Consider the following 12,170-nt stretch of genomic DNA (forward strand, 5'->3'; position numbering starts at 1 on the left):
GTCGTCGGGTCCGGGCCTGACCGGCCACGGGCGTGCTTCCGGGTACCAGTCCCGGGAGCCGCTCGTGGCCGGTCGGCGTTGTCGCCCGGCCGGTCCGATCCGGTCGCCGCGCGTAACCTGGGCCGGCAGCCCGGCGTACGGGTGGTGAGCGTGGAGCGCGACGTCGAGCCGGCGGCCCGGGTGGCCCGGCTGTTCGCCGACGTGCCGGAGGTGGAGATCGTGGCCGGCGACTGGACCCTGATCGACGGCTACGGCCCGCTCGACCTCCTGGTCCTGGACGGTGGCGGCAACGGCAGGCAGGGTGTGGCGGCCGATCCGGAGCGGCTGCTCCGGCCGGCCGGCCGGTCGTCGAGCAGCAGAGGTTCGTTATCGACCGGGACGGGACGGCGGCGCAGCCAACCGGCCCAACCGACCATCACCACGGCCGCCAGCCCGTACGCCGTCGCCACCGCGAGCCAGCCGACCGGATAACTGTCGGTCGCGTCGACCAGTGCGCCGAACGCGACCGGCCCGGCGGCGAAGCCGAGGAACTGGCCGCCGCCCATCACCCCGCTGATCCGGCCGACGTTGCGGCCCGCCCGGCGGATCGCGGCGAGCATCACCACCAGGTTGGCGGCGAGGGCACCGCCGCCGTGCACGACGGCCGCCGCCCAGACCAGCGCGCCGATGCCGGTGGCCCCGGCCGCCAGCAGCAGCCCGATCCCGGCGATCCCGGCCAGGGCCAGTCCGAGCAGCAGCCAGTGTGCCGCCGCCACCCGCTCGAAGAGCCGGCCCCAGAACACCCGGCCGGCCAGCCCCACCATGCCGATCACCGCCGCGGTCAGCCCGGCGGTGTCGACCCCCAGTCCCACCTCACGGTGCGCGAAGATCGTGATGTGCACGTTGGTGGCCTGTAGCGACGCGCCGGTCAGGAGCCCGTAGCCGAGCAGGAACCGGACGTCGGTGGGCAGCGCCGGCCCGGGACCGGACCCGGCCCGTCCGGTCGACCTGGCCGTCGTCCGGGGCAGATACCGCCGCACCAGGAGTACGCAGAGCAGCGCCGTCCCGGCCGCCACGCCGATCGCCCACCGCCAGCCCGGCGAAGATCTGGCTCAGTTGGACGCCGCCCTGCTTGACCCCGGTGAGCGCACCCCGCCGGCCCTCCGGCACCTGCTCGGCGATCAACTGGTTGGTCACCGGGTTCGCCAGGGACTGGGCGACGCCGGAGACGGCGACCGCGACCAACAGCCACTCGTACGAGCGGGCGACGGCCAGCGCCGCCAGGGCCGACCCGGCGGTCAGGTAGACCGCCAGGAGGGGCGCTCGGGTGCCGAACCGGTCCACCGCCGCCCCGGCGACCCCGGACAGCAGGGCCGCGACCACGAAGACCAGGGTGGCGAGGAAACCGAACCGGGCGCCGGACAGGCCGAGATCGGCGACGACGAGCGGCCCGAGCGCGGTGAGCGAGTAGACCGTCAGCGGTCCGACCGCCATCGACACGGTCAGCGCGGCGGCGAAGCCGACCCGGCGGCGTACCGGGGGATCATCCAGCGCTGCTCCGGACACCGCGAACCGCATGGGGCTCGACCTCCCTCGTCGGCGCGGACGACCACCCGGTCCCGGTCGCCGGCCGGTGGACGGTCACCGGCCAGCGCGCAGCGCCTCGGGGGAGTATCCGGCCACCTCCTTGTAGGCGTCCGAGATGGCTGCCAGTTCGGCGGCGCTGATCACATCCTCGATCCGGCGGAACGGCCGGTCGCCGGTGCGCTGGTAGACCTCCCGGAGGATGGCGTCCGGCGGATTGCTGCGGTTGGCGCGTACGACCCGGGCGGTGGCCGGCAACCGGCGTGCCTCGTACGCCCGCAGCGCGGCGGTCACGTCGTCGGTCCGGTCCAGTTCCTCGCGTAGCGCGTGGGCGTCCAGGATCGCCTGGCCGGCCCCGTTGGAGCCGCGCGGCACCATCGGATGGGCCGCGTCGCCGAGCAGCGTCGTCCGGCCGAGCGTCCAGCGGTCCACCGGGTCCTGGTCGACCATCGGGTACTCCAGCACCAGGTCGGCCGCCCGGAGCAGCGCCGGCACGTCGAGCCAGTCGAAGTGCCAGTCCTCGAACGCGCCGAGGAAGTCGTCGAGGTTGCCGGTCCGGTTCCAGTCCCGCCGCGCGTACCGGGGCGTCTCGATCTCGGCGACCCAGTTGACCAACTGACGGCCGGCGTCGTCGACCGCGTTCCGGACCGGATAGGCCACCAGTTTGCCGGTACGCAGCCAGCCGGCCCGGACCATGCTGGCACCGGTGAGGAAGGGCGGCCAGCGGGTGACGCCACGCCACATGTTGACGCCGCTGTAGACCGGTTCTCCCTCGTCCGGATGGAGTTGCCGGCGCAGTACCGAGTGGACGCCGTCGCAGCCGACCACCACCGCCGCCCGCTCGTCGGGCCGGGCCGCGTCGTCGGGTACGCCCCGGAAGCCGACCCGTACGCCGTCGTCGTCCTGGGTCGCCCCGGTGCACCGGTACCCCAGTCGCACGGCTGCCGGGCCGAGCCGCTCGCGCACCGCGTCCAGCAGTACCCGGTGCAGGTCCGCGCGGTGCACGGAGAACTGCGCCGAGTCGTAGCCGGCGTGCCGGCCGGCCGGTTCCCGGTGGACGAGCTGCCCGAACCGGTTGTAGAAGACGGATTCCCGGGTGGTCACCGCGACCCGGGTCAGCGGCCCGGTCAGGCCCAGCCGGTCGAGGACGGCGCTCGCGTGCGGCAGTACGTTGACGCCCACCCCGACCGGGGCGATCGCCGGCACGGCCTCGTAGACCCGACAGGGAATGCCGGCGTCGTGCAGCTCCAGCGCCAGGGTGAGTCCGCCGATCCCGGCGCCGACGACGAGCACGTCGGGCCGGCGCCGCCCGCCCCGGCTCACCGCCACCCCGCAGGTCCCGGCGGCACGCGCCGCCGCGAGGGCGTCAACGCAGCTCCTGGTGTGCCGGCAGGGTCTCGGTGCGGGCCAACCGCATCGCCTCCAGCACGGGGGCGTCGGAGACGCTGAACAGGTCGGTCGGCTCGGTCGCGGCGAGGTCGAACGGCGCCCAGGACGGAACGGCGAGGACGTCGCCGGGTTCCAGGTCGAACCGGTGTCCGTCGACGACCGCGGTCGCCGCGCCGGAGTAGGCGACCCAGATCGACGATCCGGTGCGCCGGGTCGTCGGGGTGCGCAGGCCCGGCAGCAGGCGGTGCATGGCGCAGCGCAGCGTCGGCATCACGTCGGCACCGGAGGTCGGGTCGGCGAACCGCAGGGCCGCGTGCGGGCCACCACGTGCGGCGAGCAGCCGGGTCAGTGCCCGGTCGGTCTCCGCCCGCCGGTACGCCAGCAGCGGCGAGTGCGGCGCCGGTGGCTCGTCGTCCAGCGGCAGCAGGCCGGGGGCACCGGCGTAGCGCAGCTCGGCGCGGGAGACGGTGTCGACCGCCCGGTTGGTCATCCGGTCCGGACCGTCCTCGAAGAAGACCGCGTCCACCGCCCGGACCATCGGGATGTCGAGGCCGTCGAACCAGAGCATCGGCCCGGTGCCCGGGTTGTGGTGCTCGTGCCAACGCCAGCTCGGGGTGAGCACCAGGTCGCCCGGGTTCATCGCCACCGGGTCGCTGTCGACCAGGGTCCAGACCCCGCTGCCCTCCAGGACGAACCGCAGCGCGCCGGGGGTGTGGTGATGGGCCGGTGCCAGCTCGCCGGGGCCGAGGTACTGCACCGCGCCCCACAGGGTGCTGGTCGCGTACGGCAGTCCGCCGCCGCCGGGATTGGCGAACGCGAGGACCCGCCGGTCCCCGCCCCGGTCGATCGGCACGAGTTCGCCGGAGCGTTCGGCGAGCGCCCGCAGCCGCTTCCACTTCCACAGTGCCGGTACGTCGCGCAGCGGCGGCGTACGCGGCATCAGCCCCTGCTGTGCCCACAGTGGCTGTACGTCGGCCTCGGCCAGGGCGCCGTAGAACTCGTCGAGGGCGGCCGGCTCGGGGAAGTCGGCCGGCGCCGTGAAGCGTCTGGTGGCCATGATCCGTCCTCTCTGTCGTACCCCGCCCCCGGGGGCGACGACCGGCGGAAGACTCGTCCCGACCCGGCGTTCCCGGCAGCCGCTCGGGAGATCGGACGCCGGCCGTCACGATCGACCAGCCGGTCCGTGCTGTCGACTATAGAGACAGATATCGCTCTATAGCTCGGGATCGGCTGGCGATTCTGCTGGCCGGAAGCCGGTGCGCCATCGCTGGAAGCGGGTGTGTCGTTGTCGGACGACCGGGGGTGGGCAGCCTCCGTGTCTCTGTCAGCAGGACGTCGGGCGCGCTGCCATGGGGGTCGCCATCACTTCGATGTCCGGAAATGTGTGACCGCGCGCCATGTCAACACTTCGTCTTAGGGCCGTAACGTCGCGGCAACTTCAGCGTGATTCAGCCCACACACCGCCGCCGGAGGCTCCCATGCGCCGCAGACCCGTCCTGGCCCGCCTCGTGCGGGCCGCCCTCGTACCCCTCCTCGTCGCGGTGGGCGTACTCGCCGTCGCCGGGCCCGCCCGGGCCGCCACCTTCGGCCAGGTGACCGGCTTCGGCTCCAACCCCGGCAACCTCACCATGTACGCCTACCGGCCGGACAACCTGCCCGGCAACGCCGCCGCGGTGGTGCTGCTGCACGGGTGCGCGCAGAACGCCAACGGCTACTTCAGCAACTCCGGCTGGCGCAAGTACGCCGACCAGTGGGGATTCGCGCTGATCGTGCCGGAGCAGAAGTCTGCCAACAACTCGACCTCCTGCTTCAACTGGTTCGAGCCGGGTGACACCGCGCGCGGCCAGGGCGAGGCGCTGTCGATCAAGCAGATGGTCGACCACGCCCGGAGCAGCTTCGGCATCGCCGCCAACCGGGTCTACGTGAGCGGGCTCTCCGCCGGCGGTGCCATGGCGGCGGCGATGTTGGCAACCTATCCGGACACCTTCGCCGCCGGCTCGATCGTCGCCGGCATCCCGTACCGCTGCGCCACCAGCATGGTCAACGCGTTCAGTTGCATGAACCCGGGCGTCGACCGCAGCCCGGCCCAGTGGGGCGACCTGGTCCGGCAGGCGTACCCGGGCTACTCCGGCGCGCGGCCGAAGGTGGCGGTCTGGCACGGCACCGCCGACTACACGGTCGGCACGGCGAACGCGACGGAGTCCCGCGACCAGTGGACCAACGTGCTCGGGATCTCGCAGACCCCCACCGGCACCTCGACGCTGCCCGGCACCACTCTGGAGACGTACGGCGCCGACCAGGTGCGCGTCTACCGGGTGACCGGGATGGGCCACGGTACCCCGGTCGACCCGGGCTCCGGGGCCGAGCAGTGCGGCACCGCCGCCGCGTACTTCCTGGACACGATCTGCTCGGCGTACCGGGACGCGCTCTTCTTCGGCCTCGGCACCGGCAGCGACCCGGGCGACCCGGGCGACCCGGGTGATCCCGGCGACCCCGGCGATCCGGGTGACCCGGGCGAGGACCCGGTCTGCGTCACGGCGAGCAACTACGCGCACGTCCAGGCCGGCCGGGCCTACCAGTCCGGCGGCTACGCCTACGCGCTCGGCTCCGGTACCCGGATGGGTCTCTACAACGTCTTCGCCACCACCACCCTCAAGCAGACCGGCCCGGCGCACTGGGTCGTCGGCTGCTGACCGGCGGGCCGGCGCCGACCCCCTCGCGCGCCGGCCACCCGGTGGCTCCGGCCGGGCCGAGTCGCCCGCCGGAGCCACCGGGGCCGCCCGGCACCCGCCCGCTCAGGCTGATCGCTGCGCCCGACCGTTCAGGCTGACCCGTCGGCGTCGGTCAGGTTCTGGGTCAGGTTGACCGGGTTGCCGTCCGGATCGCGCAGGTGGACCACCCGCTGGCCCCACGGCATGTCGTTCGGCGGGCCCAGCACCTGCCCGCCGAGCGGCGCCACCCGGTCCAGCAGGGCGTCCACGTCTGGCACGGCCACGCTGAGCAGGATCCGCGGCGACGCCGACAGATCCGCGTCGGCCTCGCTGACCAGCCCGAGCGTGGAGTCGCCCAACCGCAACTCCACGAAGAAGACCGGCCCGTCGGCCGGAAACTGGCGCACCTGCACCGCGCCGAGCAACTGCTGGTAGAAGACCAGCAGCCGGGACACGTCGGGCGTGATGACGATCGGCTGGACGGTTGTCACGTCGGATTCCTTCGCTGTCGGCGTACCAGTGTCAGTGTCACCAAGAGGTACGGGCCGACGGGCCGGAACTCATCGGTCGGCGGGCCGCACCTCGACCGGCGGGCCGAACAGGGACACCAGCCGGTCGGCGTCGAGGAAGATCGTGGAACCGGCCACCAGCCCAGCCCGCACGTCGAGCAGGACCAGCCCGAACGGCAGGTACCGGCCGTCGGGGCCCGGCCGGAGCTGCCAGAACGCCGGGGACCCGTTCGCCGCCACCGGTACGAGCCGGGCACCGACGCACGACGCGCCCGGATCCCGCAGCACCAGCCGGATCTGGTCCCGGCCCCGCAGCCACCACCGGAACGGCGGCATCGACATCGTGGCGTCCTCGTGCAGCAACGCCACCAGCGCCTCGACGTCGTGCCGCTCGAACGCGGCGCAGTACCGGGCGAGCAGATCGCGCTGGGCGGGATCCGCCGGCCGCAGCGCCTCCCCGGGGGTCCGCTCGACTCCGCGCAGCGTCGCCCTCGCCCGCTGCAACGCGCTGGTCACCGACGCGGTCGTGGTCTCCAGCAGTTGGGCGACCTCCTCGGCCCGCCAACACAGCACGTCCCGCAGGATGAGTACCGCCCGCTGCCGGGGCGGCAGGTGCTGCAACGCGGCGACGAACGCCAGCCGGATCGTCTCCCGGCGTACCGCCATCTCCTGCGGGTCGCCGTGCGGAGGGAGTACCACGCCGTCCGGGATCGGCTGGACGAAGAACTGCTCCCCCGCCGGAGCACCGATGCCCGGCCCGTCGGCGGCGGGACCCAGGTCGACGGCGAGCGCCCGGCGCTGCGCGCTGCGCAGCATGTCGAGGCAGATGTTCGTCGCGATGCGGTAGAGCCAGGTCCGCAGGGAGCCGCGCCGCTCGTCGTACCGGTCGAACGACCGCCAGGCGCGTACCAGCGTCTCCTGCACGGCGTCCTCGGCCTCGAACCCGGAGCCGAGCATCCGGTAGCAGTAACCGGTCAACTCGGTCCGGAACGGCTCCAGCCGGGACATCTCCCCGCCCGGCCGGTACCGCTGCGCCGTCGTCTCCACCGCCCGACCATACCCAGCCGCCCCGACCAGCACCGTTGCCGCCGAGGCCGAGGCCGAGGCCGAGGCCGAGGACGGACGGACGGACGGACGGACCGACCGACCGACCGATGAGTTTCGGGCGCCCGCCCCGTACCACCCGAGGAGCCCTGTGAGAGGGCCGGTGGAACCAGACAGGAGAAGAGCATGAGTGAAGATCGTTTACGGGCCGAGGTACGGGCGGAACGCCAGGAGCAGGCGGACCTGCTCGCCGGGCTCGAACCCGGGCAGTGGGACGCGGCCACGCTCTGCGCCGGCTGGCGGGTACGCGAGGTCGTCGCACACACCACGCTGCCGTTCCGCGCCTCGCTCGGGAGTACTCTGCGGGACCTGCTCAGGGCGCGGGGGAACGTCAACCGGATGGCCGACCGGCGTGCCCGGCGCGACGCCGCCGAACTGTCCTCGGGACAACTCCTCGCGTCGTTGCGCGACAACATCGCGCACCCGTGGACGCCACCGGGCGGCGGGGTGCACGGCGCACTGTCGCACGACGTGATCCACGGACTCGACATCACCGTGGGGCTGGGGCTGGACCGTCGGGTACCACCGGACCGGGTCGGCCTGGTGGTGTCCAGAATCCGGCCCAGGCAGGCCGCGTACTTCGGGGTGGACCTCACCGGGGTCGCGCTGCACGCCACCGACCTCGACTGGCAGTACGGCACCGGTAGCCCGCTCCGGGGCCTCGCCCAGGACCTGTTGCTCGTGCTCTGCGGCCGTCGGCTGCCACCCGGTCGACTCGACGGCGAGGCGGCGGCACGGTTCTCCGGCCGACCCGTGCACTGAACCGCGCCGCCGCATCGCCGACCAGGGCCACGCGCACGGAATTGGCCCGGCCGAACGCCCGCCGACCGTCGATAGCATCGTGCCCCGTCGGCGCGTAGACCGTCGCCGGCCGTACCCGACCAGGAGGACCCGTGCGCGACGCCTTCGCCGAGTTGACCACGCCGCTGGTGGCGGACGCCTGCGTACGCCTCGGTGTGCCGCTGCGGATCGCGCCGCCGGGCATCGCCGCGGTCGTACCCGGGCAGCGGCTCGCCGGACGGGTCCTGCCGGCCCGGCACTACGGCAGCGTGGACGTGTTCCTGGAGGCGCTGGACGGTGCCGACCCGGGCGACGTCCTGGTCGTCGACAACGGTGGCCGCACCGACGAGGCGTGTGTCGGCGACCTGATCGTGCTGGAGTCCCGGGCGGCCGGGCTGGCCGGTCTGGTGGTGTGGGGCCTGCACCGGGACACGCCGGAACTGGTCGAGATCGGCCTCCCGGTGCTCAGCTACGGCAGCTACCCACCCGGCCCGGTACGCCTCGACGAGCGGGAGCCGGCGGCGCTGGTCAGCGCACGGTTCGGCCCGCACCTGGTCGGTACGGCGGACGTCGTCTTCGCCGACGACGACGGCGCGCTGTTCGTCGCCGCCGAGGCGACCGGAGAGGTGCTGGCGACCGCACACCGGATCCGGCGGACCGAGCGTGACCAGGCCGACCGGATCCGTGCCGGGGAGACGCTGCGCGAACAGACGGGCTTCGCGGACTACCTGCTCCGGCGCGCCGCCGACCCGGCGTACAGCTTCCGCCGGCACCTGCGCCGGACCGGTGGCGCCATCGAGGAGTGACCGCCCTGCCACGTCCCGGCACCGGTCGGACCGGAGCGGGACGGGGCGGGACGGAGGATCAGGACGGCTGGTCGAGGCTGGCCAACTGGTTCCGGGACTCGGCCACCTCCGGCACCCCGAGCATCCGGTAGAGCGCGTTGGCGGAACTCCAGTGCGTTACCGCCCGTCCGGTGTCGCCGCCCGTCTGGTACGCCCGGGCCAGCCCGGCGTGCGCGCGGGCCTGCTCGTAGGCGTCCCCGATCTCGGTGGCCAGGCTCAGCGCGGTGGCGTGCTGTGTCCGGGCCGGGGCGAGCCGGCCGAGCAGGTGCAGGGCCTCGCCCAGACTGTTCGTCGACGACGCCTCGCCGGCCCGTTCACCGACCCGGCGCAGCAGGGTGAGCGCCTGCTCGACGAGATCGAGCGCGGACGTGTGCTCGCCCTGCCGCAGGCGTACCCGGCCGAGGCCGTCCAGCGCGAGCGCCTTGCCGGCCTGGTCGCCGACGGCCTCGAAGAGTGCGAGCGCCCGGCGGTGCCGGCCGGCGGCGGTGAGCAGCCGTCCACCGCGCAGGTGCAGGTCGCCGAGACTGGTCAGCGCGTACGCCTCACCGGTCGCGTCGGCGATCCGCCGGCAGAGCAGCGTGGCGGTACGCAGGTGCACTCCCGCCTCGCGGTAGTTGCCCTGCCGCAGCAGTACGTGCCCGAGGTTGCCGCCGGCCCGTGCCTCGCTGGCCGGGTCACCGACCCGCCGACACAGCAACAGGGCGGCCCGCAGCGCCTCGGCGGCCTCGTCGTACCGGCCCTGGCGTTGCTGGACGTGACCGAGGTTGCCCAGCGCCCGGGCCTCCCCGGCACTGTCGCCGTTCTCCCGGCTGAGCGCCACCGCGTCCCGCAGCCGCGCGATGGACGGCGCGTAACGGCCCTGCTGGGCGTACATCACGGCGAGCCCGGTCAGCAGGTGTGCCTCGGTGACCCGGTCACCCGCCGCCCGGGCCGCCGCCAGGGCGTGCTCGTGCATCCGTTCGGCCTCGACGAAGTAGCCGCCGCTCTCCAGGTACCGCAGCAGGGTCAGGGTGAGCCGTACCGCGTGCGACGGCCGGCCGCGTTCGGCGGCCCGGACCACCGTGGCCACCAGGGTCGGCCGCTCGGCGTCCAGCCACTCCCGGGCGGCCTGCGCGTCCGGCATCGGCGGTGGCGGGACCGCTGCCCGGCCGGCCCGTGGCCGGCGGTGCCGTTCCGCCGGGTACAGCGTGTCGATGGCCGCCGTCGCGGCGGAGATCTCGTAGTCGAAGAGCCGGTCCAGGGCGGCGTCGGCCTCCGGTGCGGGCTCGTCGGCCGCCGAGCGTTCGGCCGCGTACGCGCGGAGCAGGTCGTGGAAGGTGTACCGGTGGTCGCCCGCCGGCTGCACCAGGTTCGCCCGGGCGAGCGTGTCGAGCAGTTGTCGGGCCGGCTCCGGTTCGGTGTCGAACAGCGCCGCGGCGGCGTACCGGTCGATGTCCGGTCCGGGATGTGGCCCCAGCATCCGGAAGGCCCGTGCCGCGGCGGCCGGCAGTTGCTGGTAGGACCAGGAGAGTACGGCCCGTACCCCGGTGCGCGGATCGCCACCGGCGTCGAGCAGCCGCAGCCGGTGCTGCTGGTCGGCCAGTTCGGCGACGAGTACCGCCAGTGGGGCGGTGGGGCGGGTGAGCACGAGTTCGGCGGCGACCCGCAGGGCCAGCGGCAGGTGGGCGCAGCGTTCGGCGAGCGCGGCGGCGGCGCTGGACTCGTGGGTGACCCGGTCGCCGAGGGTGCGCCAGAGCAGCTCGACCGCGTCGGCGCTGGACAGCAGCCCGAGTTCGATCCGTTCGGCGCCGTCCCGGGCGACCAGCCCGGCGAGGGTGTCCCGGCTGGTGACCAGTACCGCGCAGGAGGCGGTACCTGGCAGCAGCGGGCGGGCCTGTTCCACCGAGGCGGCGTTGTCCAGCACGATCAGCATCCGCCGGCCGTCCAGCTCGCTGCGGTACCGGGCCGCGCACTCGTCCAGCTCGAACGGCACCTCGGTACCGGGCACGCCGAGGGCGCGGAGGAATCCGCCCAGCGCCTCCTGCGGCGGCATCGGCCGGTCGACGTCGTAGCCGCGCAGGTTCACGTAGAGCTGCCCGTCGGGGAAGAGGTGCCGGGCCCGGTGTCCCCAGCGCAGCGCGAGGGCGGTCTTGCCGACCCCGGCGGTGCCGGCCAGTACGACCGTGGGGACGGTCGACCGTCTCGGCCGCCCGTCCTCGCCCGAGCGCAGCAGCATCCGGTCCATCCCGGACAGCTCGGCCGAGCGGCCGACGAACCCGGGTACGTCGGCGGGCAGTTGCGCGGGAGCGGCCGGTGGATCGTCGTCCGGGCCGGAGCGGGCAGCGGCCGGCGCGACCGGTACCACCGTCGCGGGTCCGGCGGTCTGCAACGCGGCCCGGTAGGCGGCGGTGAGTTCGGGGCCCGGTTCGACTCCCAGCTCCTCGACGAGCCGGCGCCGGGCGTCACGGAAGACGGCGACCGCCCGGTCCCGCCGGCCGAGCGCGTGGTAGGCCCGGATCAGCAGCCCTTGCGCGGTCTCGTCGAGCAGGCTGCTGCCGGCCACCTCCTCCAGCGCCGGCAGTACGTCGGCCGTCCGACCGATAGCGATCATGGCTTCGCCGTACCTGCGCACGGCCGCCCGGCGCTCCTCGACCAGCGCGACCACCTTCGGATGCCCGGCCAGCGACGGTACGTCGACCAGCGGCGCGGCCCGCCACAGCGCGAGGGCCCGTTGCCACAGCCGGACCGAGCCGGCCAGGTCGTCCCGGCGGTGCGCCTCGGCCGCCGCGCTGGCGAGTTCACGGAACAGACACAGGTCGACGTTGCGCGCGGGTATGCCGACGGCGTACCCGTCGCCGACCCGGGGCAGGACGACGCTGGCGGTGTGCGTACGGCGGTCGGGTTCGAGGAGTCGGCGGAGGTTCTTGACGTGCGTCTGGATCACGTTGGTGGCGGTCGTCGGCGCCCGGTCGTCGTCCCAGAGCGCGTCGATGATCTCCGCTCGGGGCATCGGTCGGCCGGCGGCCAGTGCCAGCAGGCCGAGTACGGCCCGTTGACCGGGTGAGGAGAAGGCGATCTGGTGCTCGCCGCGCCAGGCCCGGACGGAGCCGAGGATCTCCACCCGTACCGTCTCGACGCCGTCGCTCCAGTCACCGAAAGCGCTGACGCCAGAAGCGCTTTCGCGAGCTACGACCATGCCGCCCCCATGCCTAACAGGGTGGCCCGCGCCGGATTGCGAAACAAGGGCCGGATGACCGGTAGCGGTCATCCGACATTTGGCCCGCCGGGGC

Annotated in this window: 8 protein-coding genes and 1 pseudogene; 3 read left to right on the forward strand and 6 right to left on the reverse strand. The window is 74.0% G+C overall.

The window, feature by feature from the left end:
- Positions 1 to 248: 248 nt before the first annotated feature.
- From Pen02_RS41840 to Pen02_RS17585, 3 genes and pseudogenes are all read right to left on the reverse strand, one after another.
- Positions 249 to 1,557 (reverse strand): annotated as a pseudogene (locus tag Pen02_RS41840) (MFS transporter).
- 63 nt (positions 1,558 to 1,620) lie between these two features.
- Complete coding sequence (locus tag Pen02_RS17580; RefSeq protein ID WP_203867127.1) at positions 1,621 to 2,892, reverse strand: flavin-dependent oxidoreductase; 1,272 nt, start codon at positions 2,890 to 2,892, stop codon at positions 1,621 to 1,623.
- 37 nt (positions 2,893 to 2,929) lie between these two features.
- Positions 2,930 to 4,009, reverse strand: a complete 1,080-nt coding sequence (locus Pen02_RS17585; protein ID WP_203867128.1) for a cupin domain-containing protein — start codon at positions 4,007 to 4,009, stop codon at positions 2,930 to 2,932.
- A gap of 421 nt (positions 4,010 to 4,430) precedes the next feature.
- Between Pen02_RS17585 and Pen02_RS17590 the strand changes: the two genes are divergently transcribed.
- On the forward strand, positions 4,431 to 5,645 hold the full coding sequence (locus Pen02_RS17590) for an extracellular catalytic domain type 1 short-chain-length polyhydroxyalkanoate depolymerase (RefSeq protein WP_203867129.1): 1,215 nt from the start codon (positions 4,431 to 4,433) through the stop codon (positions 5,643 to 5,645).
- A 128-nt stretch (positions 5,646 to 5,773) separates the two neighbouring features.
- On the opposite strand, the gene Pen02_RS17595 is transcribed toward Pen02_RS17590, so the two are convergent.
- Positions 5,774 to 6,154, reverse strand: coding sequence for a VOC family protein (locus tag Pen02_RS17595; protein WP_203867130.1), 381 nt, complete (start codon positions 6,152 to 6,154; stop codon positions 5,774 to 5,776).
- 69 nt (positions 6,155 to 6,223) lie between these two features.
- A complete protein-coding gene (locus Pen02_RS17600) occupies positions 6,224 to 7,180 on the reverse strand; it encodes a sigma-70 family RNA polymerase sigma factor (protein WP_203867306.1) in 957 nt (318 codons plus the stop codon).
- Positions 7,181 to 7,402: 222 nt separating this feature from the next.
- Here Pen02_RS17600 and Pen02_RS17605 point away from each other — a divergent pair, with 222 nt between their 5' ends.
- A complete protein-coding gene (locus Pen02_RS17605) occupies positions 7,403 to 8,038 on the forward strand; it encodes a maleylpyruvate isomerase family mycothiol-dependent enzyme (protein WP_203867131.1) in 636 nt (211 codons plus the stop codon).
- A gap of 131 nt (positions 8,039 to 8,169) precedes the next feature.
- A complete protein-coding gene (locus tag Pen02_RS17610; protein ID WP_203867132.1) occupies positions 8,170 to 8,862 on the forward strand; it encodes an RraA family protein in 693 nt (230 codons plus the stop codon).
- A 58-nt stretch (positions 8,863 to 8,920) separates the two neighbouring features.
- Here the strand turns inward: Pen02_RS17610 and Pen02_RS17615 are convergent, their stop codons facing one another.
- On the reverse strand, positions 8,921 to 12,076 hold the full coding sequence (locus tag Pen02_RS17615) for an AfsR/SARP family transcriptional regulator (RefSeq protein ID WP_203867133.1): 3,156 nt from the start codon (positions 12,074 to 12,076) through the stop codon (positions 8,921 to 8,923).
- Positions 12,077 to 12,170 lie beyond the last annotated feature (94 nt).

The sequence above is a fragment of the Plantactinospora endophytica genome (assembly GCF_016862915.1).
Classification (GTDB): Bacteria; Actinomycetota; Actinomycetes; order Mycobacteriales; family Micromonosporaceae; genus Plantactinospora; species Plantactinospora endophytica.